Genomic DNA, 21,813 nt, shown 5'->3' with positions numbered 1-21,813 from the left:
GTCGTCTGCGTCAGCTGACCTTGGCGGATGCTGCCACGAAAGTGTTGCAGGTCGCCGGATCGGTACTGGCGAAGCCCTGGTTCATCCACAGGGTGAGGCTCTTGGCGGAGCCGTGGTCGCGGACCTTGTCCTTGGTGTGCTCGTCGCCGCCGTGCTGGATCAGCCAGGTCCACTGGTGGAGCAGTTCACCGCGCAGCGGGAAGCTTCCCTTGGCCGCGCCGAAGAAGACGGCCGAGAGACAGTTCGCCTGGAGGGCCGCCCGCCGGTCCTGCTCCAACTGCCCGACCGCGTTCGCCGCGGTGTCGCGCAGGTTGTCGGACGCCTCGAAGATCCCGGTCAGGTTCTGCAGGTGAGCGCCGTACACGAAGCCGAGCGACATGGCCATCTCGGCGCGGGTCGCCGCCTTGTGCTTCGGGTACTCGTCCATCAGACCCTGCCACGGCATGGTGACGCTGCCGCCCTGCTCGTCCTGGCAGTACCGCGAGACCGTCTTCTGTACGCCGCACGCCGTCTCCTGGCCTTCGTCGAAGACGATCAGCCGCGGCGAGCGGAACTCGAACCCGGCCTTCGTGACGATCGGCTCCCACACCTTGTCCATACAGGTGATCAAGGCCTGGTAGTAGGAGACGACGTTCTCCTTCGACGTCGGCCGGTACGCCGGCTCCTGGCACTTCACCACGGGCAGCTTGCCGGCCGAGTAGAGCGGGTTCTTCGCGACCACGTCGGCATCCGGCGTCGGCTTGCCGGCCGGCTTGGTGGTCGAGGGCTCGCCGCTCGGCCGGACGGACGGCGAACCCATCGGGTTGGCCACGAAGTCGTCGTACGACGAGAGCACCTTGGCCGCGAACGCGACTCCGCCACCGACGACCACGAGCGCCACGACGACGATCGCGGCGACCAGCGCCGTCGACCGCTTCTTCGGGACGAACGGGATCGGGTCCGGATGGAACACCCGCCGGTACGCCTCGGCCGCCGGGTCATCGGCCGGCGGCGGACCCAGCCGCGTCCCGGACAGGCCGGGCCGCTTCGGCTCGATGCGCGTGCCCGTCAACTGCGGCGGCGTCGGCGGTGCCTCGCCTCCGAGCCGCGGCGTCGGGGCGGCCAGCGGTGCGGAACCGCCGTCACCCAGCCGCGGCGTCGCCGGGGTCCCGTCCGGGCCCACCCGTGGCGCGGCGATCCCCCGCTGGGTCTCGCCCGTGGCACCCTGCTCACCCTCACCCCCCGGCAGAAAGTGACCAGGCTTCGGCGCCGGCTTGTCCGCCATGCATTCCCCGCTTCTCCCCAGTACCGGACTCAGCCGGTCGACCCACTGACCCTCGGGATGCCCCCCGGTCCCGAACCAACGGGATGCTAAGCCCTCGATCACCCTCCCGGAAACCTTTTTGCAGCTATTGACATCGTTTCGGGTCCGGTTTTACGCCCGGCTAGGCTGAGCCGATGGTGGAGCTGAAGCGGGACGCGTACCCGCGGTCGAACGGGTACGACGCCGACTGGGTGCTGGCCGGCGACATGGGCCCGCATCCGTTGTGGCTCCTGGAGGACCTCGCCCGGGATCTCGATCTGCGACCGGGGATGCGCGTGCTCGACCTCGGCTCCGGGAAGGGCGCGACGTCGGTCTTCCTGGCGAAGGAGTACGGCGTCCAGGTGTGGGCCGCGGATCTGTGGATCGACCCGACCGACGCGGCCGCCGCCATCGCGTCGCAGGGCGTGGACGGGATCGTGACGGTGAAGGCCGAGGCACACACGCTGCCGTTCGCGCGGGAGTTCTTCGACGCGATCGTGTGCATCGACGCCTACGAGTACTTCGGGACCGCGGACAACTACCTCTCCTACATCACCAGTTTCCTGAAGCCGGGCGGCCAGCTCGGTGTCGCCACCCCGGCGCTGCGGCAGGAGGTCCGCGACCTCGGGCACATCCCCGACCACATCAAGAAGCTGGTCGGCTGGGAGGCGCTCGCCTGGCACACCGCGGACTGGTGGCGGTTCCAGTGGGAGATCACCGAGCTCGTCGAGGTCACCGCGGCGCGCCTGCAGGAGTCGGGCTGGGCGGACTGGCTCGCGTGGTCGCAGGCCCTCTCGGAGCACCGGGGTGAGCGCGACAGCGCCCTCGACATGCTCGAGGCCGACCAGGGCGAGTTCCTGACGTTCGCGATGCTCGCCGCCCGCAAACCCTAGGCCGCCTGTCGCTCATCGACCGCGAGTGAGGGATGCTGGGGGCATGAGCTGGGCTGTCTATGCGATGCGAGGGCCAGGAGGCGTACGTCGCCTCGACGACATTCCGGACGGATACGAGCCGCCATCGGTCGGTACGACGGCCGACGTGGTGGCCCTGGTCCGCGAGATCGTCCCGGACGTGGACACGAGCAAGCCGTCCTGGCTGGCGCTGCGAAGTCCGGAGTACGACGTCGAGATGACCATCGGCAAGGGCGTCGAGGTCCGCGACATCACGTTCTACCTGAACGACGGCCCGCGCTCGATCCCGCTCGTGATGGAGATCAGCAGCCGCCTCGGCGTCACGCCGTACGACACCGAGTCCGGCAACTTCCTCACCGAGGAGTCCCGCCCGCCGGTCCCGCCGCCGATGACCGACGACGAGATCAAGATGAACAAGCCGAAGTGGTGGAAGTTCGGCCGCAAGTAGCTCAGGCCCCGCGGGTGGCGACCAGGGTGCCGATCTTGTTGATGCGGTGTTCGGGGTTGCCGAGTTCGTCGTGCCAGAAGTTGCCGGCGGCGTGGTCCTCGGGGGTGGCGCAGGTGGAGATGGTGATCATCGCCCGGGTCGGGGTGACGCCGGGGCGGCCGGGTACGGCGGCGTTCTGCTGAGCCAGCTCGGCCGGTTTGCGGAACGAGATCGTCATCGTCCGGTTCACCACGTAGTCGTAGACGGTCCCGCCCGCGGTCACCAGGATGTGGTCGCCGTTCGCCAGCTCCGGAGCCCGCGCGAGCGGCTTCCCGTGACTGGTCCGGTGCCCGGTGATGATGAAGTTCCCCACCTGCCCCGGTCCGACCCCGCCGGCGCGGCCCCGCGGACTGGCGGCGACCCCACGGTTCTGGATCACGGTCCCGGGCCGGTCGTCCGCCGTACCCGTGTAAGCGACCACGCGCAGACCGCGTACGCCGATCGCGGGAATGGACATGCTCACCGGCCCGGTAGCCGGCGGTTTCGACGCAGGCGACACAGGGGTCGCGGACGAGCTCGGGCTCGGCGGGTCGCTGGGCGTCGGCGCGGACGTGGTCGGCGCGGACGTGGTCGGCGCGGCGGAGCGGGCGGGCGTGGGTGAGGCGCCGGTGGTGGGCGCGACGTCGCTGCACCCGGCCAGCCCGGCCGCCGCCACGAACAACCCCACCACCAGCCTCACCCCCCGACGGTAAGCCGCCGCACCGAAAAGCGCCCGAAAGACCTCAGTCCAGCAGGGTGAGCGTGGCCGGCCCGACCCGGAGAGTGCCGGAGGTCAGCGGCGTCGTACGGATCCCGCCGTGACCGCGGAGCGCCTTGAACGCGCCGGGCGCGAGCGCGACGTCCATCCAGCCGCACGGGTTCGCGGGACGGTTGGCCTGGAACGTGATCGGACCGACGCCGGTCTCGAGGGTGAAACGGCGGCCGGGAACGCGCTGACCGTCCGGAGTCCGGTGAGCGGCGAGGCTGTCGATCGGGTAGCCGCGAACCACGATGTTGCGGCGCATCAGCAGCGGATCGGGCACCGCCGGCAGGTCCAGGTCGCGGGCCAGCTGATCCAGCGACGCCGCGTCCACGAAGGTGACCGCGGCGTTCCGGTGGACCGTCTGCCCGAAGTAGCGGTCGCCCACGATCCCCAGCTCGGCACGGATCTCGATCTCCGCGCGCCCGACCGGCTCCGGATCCGGCCGTGGACCGTCCTCCGGCCTGCCCTCGAACGCATGCACGCGGGACACCATCAGCGCGACGACCTCGACCGGGATGCCCACCGCCGTCAGCCCCACGTGAGCGGGTCGAGAAGCCGGAAGAAGGACAGCCGCCGCGGATCCGGCTCCGGCAGACCGTAGCCCTCGAGGAACGCCGTCGGCCCGGCGGACCACTCGTCGCGCAGCTGAACCACCGTCAGCGCCAGATCCGAGTAGCGATCCGCGATCCCGAGCCGGCCGACGTCGATCAACCCGGTGACCTCGAGCGTGTCCGGGTCGAAGAACACGTTCGGCAGGCACAGATCCCCATGGCAGACGACAGGTTCGAGCACGCTCTCCACATAGGGGCGCTCGGCAACTACTTGGTCCAGCAGCTCCGACGGCTTCAGCTTCCGCCACTCGTCGGTGAGGAACTGCGGGTTGACCGCATCCCGCCGTACGACGTCCTCCGCCTGCGCGATCACCGCCGCCAGCGGCCGCTCGAACGGGCAATCGGTCAGCGAATGCAGGTCACGCAGAACCCGGCCAAGACTCCTGGCGGCGCCGAAGTACGCCGCCGGGGGAAGCGAATCACCAGGCACACCAGGCACCGCCGAAGTCATCAGGCACGCGCCATCCGCCGACTCCACCCAGTCCACCACCGTCGCACCAGGCAGAGCAGTACCAGCGAGCCACTCCACCCGGTCCCGCTCGTCGCGCAACTCGGCCACACCGGCGAGACCGCAGCTCTTCGCGAAGACGTCGCCCCGCCGGTACACCGAGGCATCCGACTCCCCGATCGTCACCGGCTCCCAGCCCTTCACTCGGAGGCCACTCTGGAGGAGTCGCGGACGATGAGCTGCCACGGGAAGTCGAAGCACTCGCCCGGCGCGCCCTCGCGATCGGTCAGCCGCCCGACGATGATCCGGGCCAGCGCGTCGTTGAAGCCGACCGGTCCGACCGTCGACAGGGACGGGTCCAGATTCTCGCCCTCGGGGGTGTTCCCGACGCCGACCACGGCCAGGCCGCGGGGTACGTCGATGTGCAGCCGGTGGGCCGCCCGGACCGCGGCGATCGCGGCGAAGTCCGTCGTACAGTAGAGCGCCGTCGGGCGATCGGGCTTGCTCAGCAGCGCCATCGCGGCCCGGTACGCGCCCTCCGGGTGCTGCTCGAAGATCTCGATGTCCTCGTCCCGGATCGGTTTGCCGGCGGCGCGGAGCGTGTTCAGGTAGGCGTCGTACCGGGCGAAGCCGGTGGTGCGCGAGGTGAGCGCGCCGACCCGGTCGTGGTGCTCGAGCAGGTGCTCCACGGCGAGGTGGCAGCGGGGCTCGGCACCGGACCGGATCACGTCGAAGCCGCGCGGCTCGAGCGTCTCGCTGAAGGCGACGATCTGCACGCCCTGGGCCGCGAAGGCCTCCAGCTCGGCGATCTGCTGCGGGTCCGGACTGACGCTGTCAATGAAGATCACGTCGGGTGTCCGGTTCGACAGCACGGTCCGCCAGTCGCCGTCGGCGACGATCAACGCGGTCTTCCCGAGCGGGCTGACGGCCGCGCTGATCGTCTCCGCGACCGCCTGCGACCACGGGTCGGCCAGCACGCTCAGCGACAGCAGCACCAGGTCGGACTTGCCGGTCCGGATCGCACGCGCCGCGTCGTTGCGGCGGTAGCCGAGCCGGGAGGCTGCCTCGCGGACCCGGTCCGCGGTCGAGTCCTTGATGGTGTGACTGCGATGCCGTCCGGACAGCACGTAGGACACGGTCGCGACCGAGACCCCGGCCTCCTTCGCCACCATCCGCAGCGTCGGCCGATCGGCCGCAGGCGTGGACATAGGTCCGATTCTCGCAGACGGGCCTACCCCTTGACCGCGCCTGTGATGACGCCCTTGGTGAAATGTCGCTGCAGGAACGGGTACACCAGCGCGATCGGTACCAACGCGACCACCACGACGGCCATCTGCAGCGACTGCGGTTGCGGCAGCGGTTCCACCCCGAGTTGGTCCGCCGACAACGATTTGCCCTGCAGGACGTACGTACGCAGGATCACCTGCACCGGCCACTTCGACGTGTCGTTCAGGTAGAGCAACGCGTTGAAGAACGCGTTCCAGAACCCGACCGCGTAGAACAGCCCGACGACCGCGATCACCGCCTTCGACAATGGCAGCACGATCCGCCGCAGGATGGTGAAGTCACTCGCGCCGTCGATCCTTGCGCTCTCCAGCAGCTCACCGGGCACGTTCATGAAGAAGGTGCGCAGGACAACGAAGTTGAAGGCACCCAGCGCCCCCGGCAGGATCAGCGACCACAGGCTGTCGAGCAGCCCGAGCTGCTTCACCATCAGGAACATCGGGATGATCCCGGGTGCGAACAGCAAGGTGAACAACACCATCAGCAGCACCGGCCGCCCGAACAGCACCGGCCGCGAGGTCGCGTACGCCAGTGCGATGGTGACGGCGAGGGCGATCGCCGTACCGACGAGCGTCACGAAGACGCTGACCAGGATCGCCCGGCCCATCAGGCCGCCGCTGAACAACGTCTGGTACGCCTTCAGCGTCGGGTGCGACGGCCACAGCACGTACCCACCAGCGTCGATGATGTCGCGATCGCTGGCCAGCGACGTCGAGAGGACCACCACGATCGGTACGACGATCAGCAGCCCGAACCCGCCGAGAACAAGGGCCTTGATCGCCTGGTAACCCGGCGCCGGGTCCTCCTTCCATACCGGCCTCATGAGCCACCACCTCGCTTCTGGAAGATGCCTGGTTCACCGAGCCGGTGCGCCAGCGAGTTCGCACCCCACAAGAGCAACGCTCCGACCACGCCCTTCGCCAGACCGGCCGCGGCGCCGCTACTCCAGTCGCCGCCGACGACGCCGGCGTAGTACGTGAACGTGTCCAGGACTTCGGCCGCACCCGGGCCGACCGAGTCACGTTGCAGGATGAACTGCTCGAACCCGACGCTCAGGATGTCGCCGATCCGCAGGATCAGCAGCAGTACGATGACGGTTCGCAGCGACGGCAGGGTGATGTGCCACAGCCGCCGCCAGCGCCCGGCGCCGTCCGCCGCGGCCGCCTCGTACAGCGCGACGTCCACGGTGGTCAGCGCGGCCAGGAAGATGATCATCGCCCAGCCGGCGTCCTTCCAGATCAGCTGCGCCACCACGAGCAGCGGGAAGGTGTCCGGGTTGGTCATGAACGGGATCGGGTCCAGCCCCGCCTGCCGGAGCAGGTTGTTCACGAACCCGGCTCCGCCCAGTGACTGCTGGAACAGCGTGACCACCAGCACCCAGGACAGGAAGTGCGGCAGGTACGCGATCGTCTGGAACCACCGCCGGAACCGGTTGCTGACCAGCGAGTCGACGATCAGCGCCAGCCCGATCGGCACCGGGAAGAACAGCAGCAGCTGGACGGCGGCCAGCAGCAGCGTATTCCGCAACGCGTCCCAGAAGTCCGGGTTGCCGTAGAGGTTGACGAAGTTCTGCAGGCCGTTCCACTCGCTGTGCATGATGCCGAGGTACGGCTGGAAGTCCTGGAACGCGACCACGTTGCCCAGCACCGGCAGGTAGAAGAACACCAGCAGGAAGACGACGCCGGGGATCATCAGCAGCACCATCTGCCAGTCTCGGCGCCACTTCGCCGCGAACGGCAGGCCGGCCTTGACCGGCCTGGTCGAGGGAGCTCGTTTCAGCATCGGTCAGGACCCGGTGACCGGCACGCTCGCGGGCAGCACGGCCGCGAACTCGTCGCGCATCTTGTCACCGCCGCCGGACTTCCAGCGCTTGAGCGCGGCGTCGTACGCGTCGATCTTCTGCCGGCCGGTGACGATGTCGACGACGGTGTCCCGGAATGCCGCGGTCAGCTTCGGACCGACCTTGCTGCTGGTGTCGGAGTACGTGCCGGCGGTCGGGTTGCGCATCGCGTGCTCGAGCAGCTTCTGCTCGGTCGCGTAGATCTTCCTGGTGTCCTCGGGGTACGCCGGGTTGAAGATCACGCTCTCCGGGGAGTTCATGATCTGCAGCGCGCTGACCAGCCCGGGCGCCTGCTGGGTTCCGGCCTTGGTCAGCACCGGGTTCTGCTGCGCGTCCAGCTCGTACTGCTTGCCCTCGACACCGAAGTTCTTCTGCAGGTACTCCTTGGTGCCGAACGGCGCGGACAGGTAGTCCATCAGCGCGAGCAGCTCGCGGATCCGGCCCTCGTCGGTCTTCTTGAACGGCGTGAACCCGACCGTGCCGTACCCCATGTCGTAGACCGGCTTCGCCGTGCCGTCGTGGCCGAACGGGATCATCGTGTCCACGAACAGCGTCGGGTCCAGCGCGCGGAAGTCGGCGGTCGCGCGCGGGCCGACGGTGACCTGCGCGGCGATCTGGCCGTTCACGGTCTTCGGGGTGGCGTCGGCCAGGTTGAGGTCGGGGTAGAACACCTTGGCCGCCCAGAGCTTGGCGGCGTACTCGACCGCGGCCCGGTAGTTGTCGGTCTCGTACAGGTGGGTGAGCGAGCGGTCCTGGTTCACCCGCCAGCCGTTCGGGGCGCCGAACCACTCGCCGAACATGTGCAGCATGTTGATGATCGCCGGCTCGAGCGCGTAGTTGGTGCCGTTGGTCAGTTCCTTGCACTTGGCAAAGAACTCGTCGGCGGTCGAGCACTGCAGGCCGCCGACCTTCGCCCAGGTCTTCGGGTTGCCCATCATCACCTGGCCGAACGGCGTGGACGGGATCGGCGCGCCCCAGATCTTCCCGTTCACGACCGCGGTCCGCCACGAGGCCGGCTTCAGCGCGGCCAGGTTCGGATACTCGAGTACGGCGTCACCCGACAGGTACTTCGTCAGGTCCTGGAACTTGGCCTCGAGCATCGGCCCGATGTTCGGGATGCCCTGGTTCGGCGGCAGCCACATCAGGTCCGGCAGCGAGTCACTGGCCAGCAGCGTGGCGAACTTCTCCGGATAGCCCGGGTCGGTGCCGATGGTGAGCCGCAGCTCGGCGCCGAGCGCCTGGTTCAGCGACTGCCACATCGCGTTGCTGCCCATCGGCGGCGGGGGCGTCGCGAACGTCTCGGTCAGCGCGGTCACCGCGTTCTTCAGCGGCGGCGCCTTGACGCTCGAGATCGCGTCCGGCGGGAACTTCAGGAACCCGGGCTCCAGCCCCGACTCCGCGCCCGGCAGGTCCGGCCGCAGCCCTTCGAAGGGCTTGTACGTCGGCAGCGTGAGCTCACCGGACGCCTTCGCACCACCGTTCGCCGTACCGCCGTCACCGCAGGCTGCCAGCGTGGATCCCGCGATCGCCGCGCCCGTCACCTGCAAAAACCGCCGACGACTGATCATAGCTGCTCCAAGTCATGAACAAGTGCTCAGTAACACTCACTTAAACGTTAACCCGGACCGTAAACCCCGGCCACCCCTCGATGCAAGATGCGGGCAGCAAAAGACCGGCGGCCGCAGGTCTGAACCCTGCGGCCGCCGGCCGGTTGCCTACCTCAGTACGACGTCAGCAGCGCACGACCAGGACCGTGAGCGCCGTGCAGTTCCGGATCGCCTTGTCGTTGGTGGCGACCGGGTCCTCCGGCGAGCTCACCGTCCGCTGGACCGTTGCCTGCAGCAACCCGATCGTCAGCAGGCCGGCATCGCCGGCGAACGTCCGGGTCGTACTCGCGCCGCTGTCCAGCGACGCGACATCACAGTTCACCGTCCGCGTCGACCCCACCCGCGTGCAGTTGCCGGCGGAGGCGTACGTGAGCCGGTTCGGGATCGTGCCGACCACGCGCACGTTGCTCGCGGTGGACGGACCGTTGTTCTTGATCGTGGCCGTGTAGGTGACCCGGGCACCGCGCACCGACGCGGCCAGGCTGACCGCGATGTCGGCGTGGGTGATCGGCTCCAGGATCTCGAGCTGCGGCCCGTCGAAGGTCTCGAACGCGTAGTTCTCGCCGATGAACTGGTGCTGGATGGTGATGGTCTGCGCCGGGGCGTCGTCCTTGACCCGGAAGGTGAAGACGACGGTCCGCGACTCGCCCGGCGGGACATCGGCGACGCCCCCGCGGACGCTGCCGCCCAGCGTGTCACAGGCGAACGCACCCGGGCACGACACCAGATCGACCAGAGCGGGCAGCGACGTCTCCTTGGCGTACAGCCCGGCCTTCCCGCCCGTGATCGTGAAATCGCGGTCGTTGTACACAGTCTGGGTGACCGTGAAGGTCTCCCCGGGATGGACCGAGGTCGCGCCGACCTCGATCGCACTCGTCGGCGGCACCGCGGACGCCACCTGGGCGCCGGTCACCAGACCCGCTCCCACCAGCGCCGTCACCAGCGCAGCACGAATCGTCCTCAAAGCATGCACGGTAAAGCCCCCCATTGCTCAGTGATCCCCAGACACAGCTCTGCCCCCACAGACCGCCGATAGCGGTGAAAGCAGTATGGAGGCGGTGATCTCGGGGGTCAACCGCTTGACCGTTGCCAACAACAACTGACAGCTCAGCCGAGCGGAAGCCGGCTGAGGAGGTCCTCCACGCGCTCGGAGCGGCCGGCCCGGCGGTGGTCTTCCCACTCCTCGCGGGACAGCGCGTCGCCGACGAGCGCGAACGCCTCCTCGAGCTCCTCCTCCAGGTAGGGATTGGGCATCCCGAGGCGTTCACCCATCGCCTCCTCGGCTCCGAACAACCGAGCCGCGGTGAGCGGATCTCCCTGCCGGAGCAGGATGTTCATCATCGTGTCCGAGAACGCCATCGTGAGAGTCGGACTGCCCAGTGCCACAATGGTCGGGACCAGCCGGCGGGCCAGTTCACCGGCCTCGTCGACCCGGCCGGCGAGCGTGAGCAGGTAGGCCAGGTTCTGTCCCTGGGCGGCGGCTTCGTGCGTGTCGCCCATCGCCTCGGTGATCGCGAGCGACTCGCGCAGCAGTTCCTCGGCGCGATCGAACCGGCCCAGTTCCTCCTCGATACCGCCGAGATGACTGAGTACGCGCGCCAGCCGCCACTGGTCGTCGACGTGCCGGAGGCGCTCGACGCCCTCCGCGAGCGAGCGTTGCGCCGCCTCGAGATCGCCTTGCCGGCGCTGCACCGTACCGAGAACGGTCAGTCCGAACGCGATGCCGGCCGGGTCGTCCAGCTCCCGCGCCATCTCCAGGCTGCGGATCGCGACCTCGTGGGCGCGAGCCGTTTCGCCCTGTAAAAGAAGGATATTGCTCAGTCCGCGGAGGCAGGCGGCGAGGTCCGCGGAGGAGGTGGATCCGGCCTGCGCAACGACGTACTCGTGCCAGCGGCGGCTCTCCGCGATGGACCCGCCGACGATCCACAACCAGCCCATGGCCGAGCACAGCCGGAGGCTGGTGGGGATGTCCCGCTCGGCGGCCCAGGCGAGCGCGGCGCGGAAGTTGTCGATATCGGTCTCGGCCCGTTCCAGTGCCGGGGCGTACGTGGTCTTCTTCAGGGTCTCGAGATTCTCCGCGAGGTCGGTGAAGTAGGTCGCATGGTGGCCGCGCACCACGTCGGCCTCGTCGGTTGCCCGCAGCTCGTCATCGGCGTACTGACGAATCGTCTCCAGCAGCGAGATCCTGGTGCCGCCGTCGGGGCTCTCGGACAGTGTGATCAGGTTGGTGTCGTGCAGCTCGGCCACGGCGTCGAGCGGATCGGTGCCGGTGGCAACGGCTTCGATCGCGGCCAGGTCCGCGCCACCGGAGAAGACCGCGAGCCGGCGGAACAGCGTGCGGTGGTCCGGCTCGAGCAGGTCGTACGACCACGCGATGGTGTCGCGCAACGTGCGCTGCCGTTCCGGCGTCACACTGCTCGTCGATGTGATGTCGAGAGTCTGGTCGACCCGGGCCAGCAGTTCCTTGACGCTGAGCAGCCGGATCCGCGGTGCGCAGAGCTCGATCGCGAGCGGGAGACCGTCGAGCCGGCGGCAGATGGCGACCACCTCGGCCACGTTGTCCGCGGTCAGGGCGAACGCCGGCCGCACGGCCTGCGCGCGCTGGACGAACAACTGGACGGCGGCGGACTGCTCGGCGTGGGCGTCGTCCTCGGGCAACCCGAGTGGCAGCACCGGATGCTGGTACTCACCGGTCAGCCCGAGCGCGCGCCGCGACGTCGCGACGACCTTCACGTGCGCCGCGCCTTCGATGATCTCGGCAACGACCTTGCCGGCGTCCGGAAGCTGCTCGAGGTTGTCGAGGACGAGCAGCAGCGTGCGCTGGGCCAGGTGGGCCGTGACCCGCCCGCGCTGCTGGGGCGGGACGTCGAGCACCTCGGCGATCGACGACCACATCACCTCCTCCGAGGTCACGGACGCCAGCGGAACGAAGTACACGCCGGCCGGGAACTGACTCGTCATCCCGCCGGCCACTCCCACCGCCAGGCGCGTCTTCCCCGCCCCGCCCGGACCGGTCAGCGTGACCAGGCGGACGTCCGGTTCGCCCAGTAGCTCGGTGACGCGGGCCAGGTCGGGCTCGCGGCCGAGCAGTGGAGTCGCCGTCGCCGGCAGGCTGGTCGGCGTACCGAGGGTGCGCGGTGGCGGGAAGTCGGACGGGAGACCGTCGATGACGATCTGGAGGAGTTGTTCCGGTTCGGGGATGTCCTTCAGGTGATGGGTGCCGAGGTCGCGGAGGGTGACGCCGTCCGGCAGCTGGGTGAGCCGGCCGGTGACCGCGGACACGATCACCTGACCACCGTGCGCGGCGGCCGCGATCCGGGCCGCCAGGTGAACGTCCATTCCCCAGTAGTCGCCGTCGTACACGCCCGGCGTACCGGTGTGGATTCCCATCCGCACCCGCAGCCGCTCCCCACCCGGCCAGCAGTGCTCGTCCAGTCCACGCTGCCCGTCGACGGCCGCGGCGACCGCATCCGCGGCGGTCGGGAACACGACGAAGAAGCTGTCCCCCTCGGTGCCCATCTCGGTCCCGCCGTACGTCGCCCAGACGGCGCGCAGGATCCGCCGATGTCCTTCCAGCGCGTCCAGGTACCTGTCGCCGAGGCGCCGCAGCAGTACGGTCGATCCCTCGATGTCCGAGAACAACATCGACACCATTCCCCCACCCATGCGGTCAGTCTCGACGCCCACACGCCCGCCGTCGAGAGCCGGGCGTCAGGTGCCGGGCCGATAGTGCAGTTGCGTGTCCTCAGCACTACGCCGCGTTTCCTGCATGACCAGCGGATGGCCGTCATGGGTCGCGATCCGCCGCGTCACCAGCATTGGCGTCCCGTCCGGGACCCCCAGCCGGCGGGCGTCCTTCGGCGACGGGTTCCGCGCGCTGATGTAGTCATTGAAGTCGAGCTCCATCCCGGCGTCGCGCGCGGCCTTGTAGACCTGACGGGCGGAGATGTACGGATGCCGGGCCAGCTTGCGGATCTCGCGCGTGACGGACGCCGGCAGGTGAGTACGGACGAAGATCCGGGTCCCGATGCCGTTCTCCAGCAGCCGATCCGACGAGTAGAACGCCGTACCCTGCGCGACCCCGAGGGCGAGCGCGACCGGGGCGTCCGCGGTGGTCTCGTACTTGTACGGCGGCTCGACCTCACGCCAGTCGCCGGCGCCACTCTCGTTGTCCACGAAGTTGCCGTCGGCGTCGACCGTGATCGTGCGCGCGTGCACATGAACCGGCCAGTCCCCCGGCCGCCGCACCACCCATCTTGTCAAGGTTAAGCTCTTACCACTGGACATAACCAGTGGCAGGAAGCAGGTGAGGCCCTTGCGCAGCAGGCAATACACCTACGAGATCGCGACCCGCACTCCGGACGGCCGCTGGTCCCTCGTCGCCGGCCGGTCGGGATTCTTCAGCCGGGCTCCGAAGGCGACCGCCCGCAGCATCGCCGAGCGGTGGATCATCGAGCAGGCCGGCCGGTTGCGTGGCGGGCGGCTGGTGGTCTTCGGCAAGCGCGGTGAGCCGCCGCGGAGATTCCAGCCCGCCGTCCGGATCCTGATCCTCGACCACACCGCGGGTCGCCGGCTGGCCGCGGCCTACGTCGGCTCCGACGTCCGCACAGATTCGGGGCTGACGGCAACTATCAGCTGAGGTGGCTCTCGGTTTGCAGGCCGTACTTGCGGAGGGCCGCGGACAGCTGGCCCGCGTCCTGGGCCTGGACCAGGTCGACCGACACCTCGCGGAGCTTGACGTTGGCGTCCATCGAGCAGCGCTTCAGGACGTCGAACGCCACCTCGGACGTGAGCCCGTACCGATGCATCAGCAATCCCTGCGCCTGACCGATCACCGTCCGGGTCGTGATCGCGGTCCGCAACTGCTCGACCAGAGTCCGACTGTCGTTGAACAACTGCACGTTGTCGAAGGCCACTCCGGCATGGAGCGCGAACAGCAGCACGACGTCGTACGACGTACTCCCGAAGGCGTCCTCCGTGGGTGAGAACAGGCTGAACGCGGCCGCGGACCCACCGGTCAGCGCGGGCAGCGGGAGGAACAGGCAACTGCGGTAGCCGGCGTTGATCGCACTGGCGGCGAACTCCGGCCAGCGATGATCCCCGGCGAGATCGCCGATCCGGTGTGGTTCGCCGTACGTCATCGTCTCGTACAGCGGCCCGTCCGCCTCCACCATCCGCTCGGCGAGCGCGGCCCGAGTGGGCTCCGCGACCGAGTCGGTCGTCTGGTGATACCGGGCGACGATCTCCGCCTTGCCGCCGACCAGCACGCTGATCGACGCCTCCTCGCAGTCCGGCACCGTCCGTACGACGCGACTCACGAACCGCCCCAACGTCGTGGCGACGTCGTCGTCCTCGACCAGCCGGCTGACCTCGACCAACTCCTGGGCCAGCTCCAGAATCCCCTCCGCCATGTCCCCATCATGAGCCCGTCCGCCCCTGCTGAACCCCGCGGCAGGCCGTGTGACCGGGATCACACTCCGAAGCTGGATTGCAAACAGCAACTTAGGTGTTCCAGATGTCATCGCGTCCGTCTCCCGAAGGAACCGCATGACCACCCTGGACCTGCCCGCCACAGCCGCCACCCGGCCCCGCCGTACCCTCAGCCGCCGCGCCAGCTTCTGGACCGCGGCCGCCGTCGCGGGCATCAGCCTGTGGACCAGCGCCGCGCCGACCACGACGTACCCGCTCTACGCGTCGACCTGGCACCTCACCCCGACCGCGACCACCGCGATCTTCGCCGTCTACCCGGTCGTGCTGGTCGCGTTCCTGGTGGTCTTCGGCCAGCTCTCCGACTACATCGGCCGCCGGACGACGATGCTGTACGGCGTCGGCGCGCTGCTGGCCGGCGTACTCCTGTTCGCCATCGCCCCATCGGTCGGCTGGGTGTACGCCGGTCGCGCGTTCATGGGAGCCGGTGTCGGACTGGCGCTCACTCCTGCGACGGCTGCCGCAGTTGAGTTCAGCGCGCGTGGAAAGGCCGCGTGGGCCTCGTCCATCACGACGGCCGCGACCGCGGTCGGTCTGGCCATGGCGACGATCGTCGGCGGCGGCCTGATCGAGTACGCGCCGGCGCCACTGCACCTCGACTTCTGGGTCCTGCTCGCGGTGATCGCGGTGGTGTTCGCCGCCGTCTGGCGGATGCCGCGCCACACCAAGAACGACAACCAGGCTCCCTGGCGGCCGCGCCCGATCACCGTCCCGAAGCGCATCCGCGGTTTGTACGTCGCCTCGGCGCTCGCCGTCACCACGGCCTACGCGTTCGGTTCGGTCTTCCTGGCCCTCGGCGCCGAGATCGTCCGTGACCTGGTCGGCACGAACAACATCTTCGTCATCGGCCTGCTGCTGGCGATCTTCTCCTTCGCGACCGGTGTCACCGCGATCGTCGGCCGCCGCTTCCCCGCGAGCCGGCTGGTCCCGCCGGGCGCCATCCTGACCCTCGTCGACCTCGCCCTGCTCGAGCTGGCCGCGACTGCCCACTCGTTGCCGCTCTTCGTCGCCACGACGATCGTCGGCGGCACGGCGTACGGCCTGCTCTTCTCCGGCGGACTCGGCCTGATCAACACCCACGCCCCCGCCCACCACCGCGGCGGAACCCTGGCGGCCGTCTACCTGGTCGCCTACATCCTCCAAGGCGCCATCGCCCTGACCCTGGGCCTGGTAGCCACGGCCACCGGCCTCAGCACCGCTCTCGTCCTGGGCATCACCTTGATCGCTACCCTGGCGCTGCTGGTCCTCCTGGCCGCCACCATCCGCGCCCACTCAGCCAAGAAGGCGTCATGACCACCACCCACCCCAACTGCTCCATCGCCCGGACGCTGGAACTGGTCAGCGACCGCTGGACCTTCCTGATCCTCCGCGAAGCCCACCTGGGCACCACGCGCTTCGCCGACTTCCGCGACTACCTCCACATCGCGCCCAACATCCTCACCAACCATCTGAACTCGATGATCGAGGCCGGTCTCCTGGAGAAGCGCGACTACCGCCCCGAAGGCGAACGAACCCGCTCCTCCTACCACCTGACCCCCGCCGGCGAAGACCTGAAACTGGTCCTGGCCGCCCTCCAGCAATGGGGCGACATCCACCGCCCCCGCGAAGCCGGCCCCACCGTCCTCCGCCGGAACAACCAATCCGGAGACCTGGTCACCGTCGGATTCGTCGACGAGTCCGGCACCGCCGTACCGCCCGAGGACGTCACCTTCGAACCGGTCCCGGGCGGCCCGGCCGACCGGACCGCCTGGCGCTGACGGACCCTCTTGGAGTTAGTTCCCGCAGTCGTCAGCGGTCCGGCAGGTTGAGGCGCTTCAGCCGTTCGTAGGCGCCCAGGATGTGCTTGTCGATGCCGTCCTGGGCGGCCTGCGGATCGCCCAGGGCCAAGGCGTCGCGGAGCTCCTTGTGCTCGCTGTAACCGACGTCGAGGAAGTCCGGGAAGCTCGCGTTGCGGGCCCGCAGGAAGACCGTCACCTGACCACGGATGGACTCCCAGACCCGCTGCACCCGGGCGTGGTCGCAATAGGCGTAGATGATGTCGTGGAACTGGAGGTCCAGCCGGACGGCGTCCTCCGGATCGATCTTGGTGTCGACGCTCTTCATCTGCTCCAGGACCGCGTCCATCTCGGCGAATCCCTCGCCCTGCATCCGCGTGCACGCCCGGCCGGCGGCCAATCTCTCGATGGCGCCGCGCAGGGTGTGCACTTCCTCGACGTCGGTCTGGGTCAAGGTGCTGACGAACGCCCCGCGGTGCCGCCGGAGCTCGACGTGACCCTCTTCCTCGAGCCGGGCCAGCGCCTGCCGGATCGGCCCGCGGCTGACCTTCAGCCCCTCGGCCAACTCGGTCTCCTTGAGATGCTGGCCCGGCTGGAACCTGCCCCCGGTGATCATCTCCCGGAGCACGTCCGTCACGAGATCACCAAGAGCCCGCTGCGACGGCAGCGCTGCGACGTCGTCCGGGATCACGCCGACCATCTCCTCTAGGCAGTTACCGCCAGGTATCCGAGTAGGACGACTCTAACCTCTGTCCAACCTCTCTGTAGATTGTAAACAGTAAGTCATTGACAGTAAATCAATCACAAGAGCAGACTCGGAGCCTCCACTCAGGCAGAGCGGCACAGCGCCGGCGCCACCAGTCGGCCGGCCCGTGAGGCAGGCAGCCCGATCACCAGGGCAGAGAGGTCACGACGACGATGACCACCGAGACAGCGGTTCACACCGGACGCACGGCACTGGGCCCGTTCCCGCCGGCCGCACCCCACCGTCCCGACGCGCCGCACGTCACCTCGGCGACGATCGAGGTCGACGCCACGGAGACCCAGGGGCCACTGACGCGTATCTGGGAGAGCTTCGGCTACGACGAGTTCAACTGGACGTACACGCCGACCGGCAAGCGACTGCTGCAGACCTTCGCCGACTTCTCCGGCGGCGGCTACTTCGTCCGGCCGCACTACATGTACTGCTCCGGCAGCGGCTTCGGCATCCCGCACTGGAGCTCCGGCAACGTCTACCACGAGGACGCCGACGGCAATCCCTACTACGACTTCACCCTGCTGGACCAGGCGTACGACGCGATCGTCGACGCCGGCCACCACCTGCTGGTGGAGCTCGGCTTCACCCCGCGGGATCTGCTGCCACCCGAGGCGGACGAGCTGACCGTCGTGTCCAGCCCCACGGCGTACACCAGTTACGAAGCGGGCGCCTGGGGATACCCGCCCAAGGACAACGCCAAGTGGGCGGGCCTGATCAGCGCCACGGTCCGGCACTGCATCGACCGCTACGGCGAGGCGGAGGTGAAGACCTGGCTCTGGGAGCTGTGGAACGAGCCGGACATCTTCTACTGGCGGGGCACTCTCGATCAGTACAACGAGCTCTACACCGCGACGGTCCAGGCGATCCGGGCCGTGCTGCCCGAGGCCAAGGTCGGCGGACCCGCGGTCACCAGCGGCGGACTGAACTTCCTGCGCGGCTTCCTGGACTACACCTCGCGCCGGGACGAGCCGCTGGACTTCATCTCGTACCACACCAAGGGCTGCCACTTCCCGACCCGCGACTACCGGCCGTTCTCCGAGCCGGCGGCCGAGCTCCTCAGCCCGTCGTCGACGAAGATGCTGTACGACCTGCGCGAGTTCAACCGGCTGATCGGTTCGTACCCGGGGTACGGCGAGCTGCCGGTGATCGTCGACGAGTGCGACGCGGCGGTGCCGGCGCACTTCGGCCGCTACGACAACCGCAACTACAGCTTCCAGAACACCGAGTACTACCCGGTCTTCCAGGCGAAGCTGATGAAGAAGATCCTGGACCTCAACGCCACCGAGCCGGCCCAGGTCGCCTACGCCACCTCCTGGAGCTTCTACTTCGAGGCCGAGCGCTACTTCGAAGGCACCCGGTCCTACCTCACCGCGGGTGGCGTCGAGAAGCCGTTCCTGAACGCCTATCGGATGCTGTCGCTGCTCGGTCCGGATCGGCTGCGCACGACCTCGGACGCGGCCTGGCAGGTCGGCCAGCTCGAGACCACCGACGGCAGCAGCATGCCCGAGGAGGTCGACGCCCTCGCCTCGCGGTCGGCGGACGGGAGCGTCGCCGTACTGCTCTGGCGGCACACCGACGATCAGTACCAGACCGGCGAGGACCTGACACCAGTGAGCGTGACGATTCGCAACCTGCCGGCCGGGTCGTACCGGCTGCGGCACCTGCGCATCGACGCCGACCACAGCAATTCCTTCACTGTCTGGGAGAAGCTCGGCTCACCCCAGGACCCGACCGCCGAACAGCTGGCCGCGATCAAGGCCCGCCAGGGTCTCGAGGAGTTCGAAGCCGAACGCCGGCTCACGGTGGACGGCGACGTGTCCCTGGACGTCACGCTGCCGTTGCCCTCGGCATCGTTGCTGATCCTCGAACCGAGCAGCTGATCCCGATGATCACGCTGAACAACGGCGTACGGATTCCGCAGTGTGGCTTCGGTGTCTTCCAGGTCCCACCCGACGACACCCAGCGCGCGGTCGAGCAGGCGATCGAGATCGGCTACCGGCACATCGACACGGCGGCGGCGTACAACAACGAGGCCGGTGTGGGTGCGGCCGTGCGGTCGTCCGGGCTGCCCCGCGAGGAGCTGTTCGTCACCACCAAGCTCCGCAACGGCGAGCACGGGTACGAGTCGGCACTGAGGGCGTACGACGAAACGCTGCAGCGACTGGGGCTGGACTACGCCGACCTGTATCTCGTGCACTGGCCCAATCCGACGGCCGATCTCTATGTCGACAGCTGGCTTGCCCTGGAGCGGATCTACGCCGATGGGCGGGTGCGGGCGATCGGTGTGTCCAACTTCCTTGCCGAGCACCTGGACCGATTGGCCAAGGAGACCGAGGTCGTGCCGACGGTCAACCAGATCGAACTGCACCCCACGTATCAACAGCACGAACTGACCGAGTTGTGCCGCGAGCGGTCGATCGCGGTCGAGGCGTACTCGCCGCTCGGCCAGGGCGGTGACCTCGAACATCCTGTACTGGCGTCGATCGCGAGTGAGCACCACGTGACGCCGGCCCAGGTCGTCCTCCGGTGGCATCTGCACCGCGGGCACATCGTCATCCCGAAGTCGGTCAATCCCGAGCGGATCCGCGCCAACTTCGACCTCGGCGGCTTCGAGCTGACCGACGACGAGATTGCCTCGATCACCGCGCTGGAGAACGGCAACCGGCTCGGCAGTGATCCCCGCACGTTCGCCATCAGCCAGATCAGGTAGCCGGACGATGACGAGCAGAGCTGTGCAACTCACCCGGCGGCAGACCCGCCGGTCGAGGACCGGCCTACCAGCCCTCGCCCATCCGGAACGACCACGGCACGGCTGGAAGAAGACCACCTGGATCTGGATCTTCCTGCTCCCGACCGTCGTACTGTACGGCCTCTACACCATCTATCCGATCGTCGCGAGCTACTGGTACTCGCTGGTCGAGTGGAACGGTTTCGACGCCGACCAGCAGTTCGTTGGTCTGAGCAACTATCGGGAAGTCTTCGCGGACCCGCTGTTCTGGAACTCGTTCAAGGTCACGTTGCTCTTCATGCTGCTGGTGGTGCCGGCGCGGGTGCTGCTCACGCTGCTGGTGGCGATGATCCTCAACTCCCCGAAGCTGCCGCTGATCGGCGTCCTGCGGTCGGCGTTCTTCATCCCGGTGGTGACCACGACGGCGATCATCGGCGTGGTGATGCGGTTCATCCTGGATCCGGGCACGGGGCCGATCAACTCGCTGTTGACGAAGCTCGGCGGTGGCGGCGTGGACTTCCTGGGTGATCAGCACCTGGCACTGCCGACGGCGGCCGTGCTGTACATCTGGAAGTTCTTCGGCGTCACGATGATCTACTGGCTCGCGGCGCTGCAGACCATCCCGTACGAGTTGTACGAGGCGGCCCGGATCGACGGCGCCGGCACCTGGCAGCTCTTCCGGTACATCACGCTGCCGATGCTCAAGCCGTTCCTGATCATCATCACCGTGCTGACGATCGAGGAGACCTTCCACAACTTCGATCTGATGTACACGCTGACCGCCGGTGGCCCGTACTTCCACACCGAGATCATCGAGATCTACATCTACCGGTGGGCGTTCGCCGCCGCCATCCCGCAACTCGGGCACGCGTCCGCGGCCGCCGTGGTCTTCGGGCTGCTGGTCGCGATCGTCGGCGCCGTCCAGTTGTGGGGCGTGTACGCGAGCCGACGGCTGAGAGGTGAACAGCGATGACCGCGGACCTGACCGTCGTACGCACGGACCGGCAGCGGCGCCTGCTGCGTCGACTGCCCTGGTGGATCGCCGCGCTCTTCCTGGTGGGAATCGCGGTGCTCTGGATCTTCCCGTTCCTCTGGATGCTGTCGGCATCGCTGAAGGACAACATGGAGATGTTCACCGGCGGACTGCGGCTGTGGCCGGAGAAGTTCGTCTGGGACAACTACGCGCGGGCCTGGAACGACGCGCACTTCGGCCGGTACCTGCTCAACACCGTGCTGGTCACCGTGGTCACCGTCGTGATCGTCACGATCCGCTGCGCCGCCGCCGGCTACGTCCTGGCCCGCTACCGGTTCCGCGGATCCAAGATCTTCCTCGGGGTACTGGTCGCGACGCTCTTCGTACCGACCGGCTACACGATCATCCCGGTGGTCAAGATCTCGATGCAGTTGCACCTGATCGACTCGCTGAGCGGAATGATCCTGGCGCTCAGCGGTGGGGCGTACGTGTCGGCGATCCTGATCTACTACGGGTATTTCCGGCAGATCCCCCGGGAACTGGAGGAAGCCGCGGTCGTCGACGGCGCCGGCTTCGTTCGTACCTTCTTCTCGGTGATGCTGCCGCTGGCGATGCCGGTCACGGCATCCGTCGCAGTCCTCACGTTCATCACCACCTGGAACGCCTTCTTCCTGCCGCTGGTGTTCACCTTCAGCCGGCCGGACCTGCGGACGGTGAGCGTCGGCATGCAGGCGTTCGTCGGCGAGACCGCCACCGACTGGTCCGGAATGGCCGCGGCCGGCGTGATCTCGATCGTCCCGGTGGTGGTGCTCTTCATCTTCCTGCAGCGCTACTTCGTCGAGGGAATCTCCGGCGCAGTCAAGTCTTAGCAACACCCGAAG

The 21,813-nt window shown here is 68.3% G+C and carries 23 protein-coding genes; 10 read left to right on the top strand and 13 right to left on the bottom strand.

Annotated elements, in window-relative coordinates:
* Window positions 1-10: 10 nt before the first annotated feature.
* Window positions 11-1,264: a neutral zinc metallopeptidase gene (locus ACZ6O0_RS12895; RefSeq protein ID WP_465765023.1), complete on the bottom strand. Its 1,254-nt coding sequence runs from the start codon at window positions 1,262-1,264 to the stop codon at window positions 11-13.
* A 173-nt stretch (window positions 1,265-1,437) separates the two neighbouring features.
* On the opposite strand from ACZ6O0_RS12895, the gene ACZ6O0_RS12890 reads away from it, so the two are divergent.
* Together ACZ6O0_RS12890 and ACZ6O0_RS12885 are read left to right on the top strand one after the other, a co-directional pair.
* A complete protein-coding gene (locus ACZ6O0_RS12890) occupies window positions 1,438-2,175 on the top strand; it encodes an SAM-dependent methyltransferase (RefSeq protein ID WP_465765022.1) in 738 nt (245 codons plus the stop codon).
* 43 nt (window positions 2,176-2,218) lie between these two features.
* Window positions 2,219-2,641, top strand: a complete 423-nt coding sequence (locus tag ACZ6O0_RS12885; protein WP_465765021.1) for a hypothetical protein — start codon at window positions 2,219-2,221, stop codon at window positions 2,639-2,641.
* A gap of 1 nt (window position 2,642) precedes the next feature.
* Here ACZ6O0_RS12885 and ACZ6O0_RS12880 read toward each other — a convergent pair whose 3' ends face one another.
* Window positions 2,643-3,137 (bottom strand): class E sortase, encoded by a 495-nt coding sequence (locus tag ACZ6O0_RS12880; RefSeq protein ID WP_465765020.1) that lies wholly within the window; start codon window positions 3,135-3,137, stop codon window positions 2,643-2,645.
* Between ACZ6O0_RS12880 and ACZ6O0_RS12875 the strand changes: the two genes are divergently transcribed.
* Entirely contained in the window at window positions 3,130-3,372 is a 243-nt protein-coding gene (locus ACZ6O0_RS12875) for a hypothetical protein (RefSeq protein WP_465765019.1), read from the top strand. The genes ACZ6O0_RS12880 and ACZ6O0_RS12875 overlap by 8 nt on opposite strands.
* Window positions 3,373-3,402: 30 nt before the next feature.
* On the opposite strand, the gene ACZ6O0_RS12870 is transcribed toward ACZ6O0_RS12875, so the two are convergent.
* The 9 genes from ACZ6O0_RS12870 to ACZ6O0_RS12830 form a co-directional block, all read right to left on the bottom strand.
* Window positions 3,403-3,960, bottom strand: coding sequence for an MOSC domain-containing protein (locus tag ACZ6O0_RS12870; protein ID WP_465765018.1), 558 nt, complete (start codon window positions 3,958-3,960; stop codon window positions 3,403-3,405).
* Window positions 3,951-4,685 (bottom strand): phosphotransferase, encoded by a 735-nt coding sequence (locus ACZ6O0_RS12865; protein ID WP_465765017.1) that lies wholly within the window; start codon window positions 4,683-4,685, stop codon window positions 3,951-3,953. The genes ACZ6O0_RS12870 and ACZ6O0_RS12865 overlap by 10 nt, the downstream gene beginning before the upstream one ends.
* Entirely contained in the window at window positions 4,682-5,689 is a 1,008-nt protein-coding gene (locus tag ACZ6O0_RS12860) for a LacI family DNA-binding transcriptional regulator (RefSeq protein ID WP_465765016.1), read from the bottom strand. The genes ACZ6O0_RS12865 and ACZ6O0_RS12860 overlap by 4 nt, the downstream gene beginning before the upstream one ends.
* A gap of 23 nt (window positions 5,690-5,712) precedes the next feature.
* Window positions 5,713-6,588, bottom strand: a complete 876-nt coding sequence (locus ACZ6O0_RS12855; RefSeq protein ID WP_465765015.1) for a carbohydrate ABC transporter permease — start codon at window positions 6,586-6,588, stop codon at window positions 5,713-5,715.
* Window positions 6,585-7,547 (bottom strand): ABC transporter permease, encoded by a 963-nt coding sequence (locus ACZ6O0_RS12850; RefSeq protein WP_465765014.1) that lies wholly within the window; start codon window positions 7,545-7,547, stop codon window positions 6,585-6,587. Before ACZ6O0_RS12850 ends, ACZ6O0_RS12855 begins: the two co-directional genes overlap by 4 nt.
* 3 nt (window positions 7,548-7,550) lie before the next feature.
* Window positions 7,551-9,173, bottom strand: a complete 1,623-nt coding sequence (locus ACZ6O0_RS12845) for a substrate-binding domain-containing protein (protein ID WP_465765013.1) — start codon at window positions 9,171-9,173, stop codon at window positions 7,551-7,553.
* 163 nt (window positions 9,174-9,336) lie between these two features.
* The gene (locus ACZ6O0_RS12840; protein WP_465765012.1) at window positions 9,337-10,176 is read right to left on the bottom strand and encodes a COG1361 family protein; all 840 of its coding nucleotides are present in this window, start codon (window positions 10,174-10,176) and stop codon (window positions 9,337-9,339) included.
* 143 nt (window positions 10,177-10,319) lie between these two features.
* A complete protein-coding gene (locus ACZ6O0_RS12835) occupies window positions 10,320-12,878 on the bottom strand; it encodes a tetratricopeptide repeat protein (protein WP_465765011.1) in 2,559 nt (852 codons plus the stop codon).
* A 45-nt stretch (window positions 12,879-12,923) separates the two neighbouring features.
* Complete coding sequence (locus tag ACZ6O0_RS12830) at window positions 12,924-13,475, bottom strand: UTRA domain-containing protein (protein WP_465765010.1); 552 nt, start codon at window positions 13,473-13,475, stop codon at window positions 12,924-12,926.
* A gap of 52 nt (window positions 13,476-13,527) precedes the next feature.
* Between ACZ6O0_RS12830 and ACZ6O0_RS12825 the strand changes: the two genes are divergently transcribed.
* Window positions 13,528-13,851, top strand: coding sequence for a hypothetical protein (locus tag ACZ6O0_RS12825; protein WP_465765009.1), 324 nt, complete (start codon window positions 13,528-13,530; stop codon window positions 13,849-13,851).
* Here ACZ6O0_RS12825 and ACZ6O0_RS12820 read toward each other — a convergent pair.
* Window positions 13,844-14,623 carry an ANTAR domain-containing protein gene (locus ACZ6O0_RS12820; RefSeq protein ID WP_465765008.1) on the bottom strand — a complete coding sequence of 260 codons (780 nt, stop codon included), beginning with the start codon at window positions 14,621-14,623 and terminating at the stop codon, window positions 13,844-13,846. The genes ACZ6O0_RS12825 and ACZ6O0_RS12820 overlap by 8 nt on opposite strands.
* A 136-nt stretch (window positions 14,624-14,759) precedes the next feature.
* Between ACZ6O0_RS12820 and ACZ6O0_RS12815 the strand changes: the two genes are divergently transcribed.
* Both ACZ6O0_RS12815 and ACZ6O0_RS12810 read left to right on the top strand, forming a co-directional pair.
* A complete protein-coding gene (locus ACZ6O0_RS12815) occupies window positions 14,760-15,992 on the top strand; it encodes an MFS transporter (RefSeq protein WP_465765007.1) in 1,233 nt (410 codons plus the stop codon).
* Window positions 15,989-16,456 (top strand): winged helix-turn-helix transcriptional regulator, encoded by a 468-nt coding sequence (locus ACZ6O0_RS12810; protein WP_465765006.1) that lies wholly within the window; start codon window positions 15,989-15,991, stop codon window positions 16,454-16,456. The genes ACZ6O0_RS12815 and ACZ6O0_RS12810 overlap by 4 nt, the downstream gene beginning before the upstream one ends.
* Before the next feature lie 31 nt (window positions 16,457-16,487).
* On the opposite strand, the gene ACZ6O0_RS12805 is transcribed toward ACZ6O0_RS12810, so the two are convergent.
* Entirely contained in the window at window positions 16,488-17,174 is a 687-nt protein-coding gene (locus ACZ6O0_RS12805; protein WP_465765005.1) for a GntR family transcriptional regulator, read from the bottom strand.
* Window positions 17,175-17,392: 218 nt separating this feature from the next.
* Here ACZ6O0_RS12805 and ACZ6O0_RS12800 point away from each other — a divergent pair, with 218 nt between their 5' ends.
* Genes ACZ6O0_RS12800 through ACZ6O0_RS12785 form a run of 4 tightly spaced genes read left to right on the top strand, consistent with a single transcriptional unit; the run spans window position 17,393 to window position 21,801 of the window.
* Complete coding sequence (locus tag ACZ6O0_RS12800) at window positions 17,393-19,111, top strand: GH39 family glycosyl hydrolase (protein ID WP_465765004.1); 1,719 nt, start codon at window positions 17,393-17,395, stop codon at window positions 19,109-19,111.
* 5 nt (window positions 19,112-19,116) lie between these two features.
* Window positions 19,117-19,941, top strand: a complete 825-nt coding sequence (locus tag ACZ6O0_RS12795) for an aldo/keto reductase (protein ID WP_465765003.1) — start codon at window positions 19,117-19,119, stop codon at window positions 19,939-19,941.
* A 7-nt stretch (window positions 19,942-19,948) separates the two neighbouring features.
* On the top strand, window positions 19,949-20,932 hold the full coding sequence (locus tag ACZ6O0_RS12790) for a carbohydrate ABC transporter permease (RefSeq protein WP_465765002.1): 984 nt from the start codon (window positions 19,949-19,951) through the stop codon (window positions 20,930-20,932).
* Window positions 20,929-21,801, top strand: coding sequence for a carbohydrate ABC transporter permease (locus ACZ6O0_RS12785; protein WP_465765001.1), 873 nt, complete (start codon window positions 20,929-20,931; stop codon window positions 21,799-21,801). The genes ACZ6O0_RS12790 and ACZ6O0_RS12785 overlap by 4 nt, the downstream gene beginning before the upstream one ends.
* Window positions 21,802-21,813: the final 12 nt, after the last annotated feature.

Source organism: Kribbella sp. NPDC048837, assembly GCF_055586945.1.
This window is presented reverse-complemented; position numbering and strand designations above follow the sequence as displayed.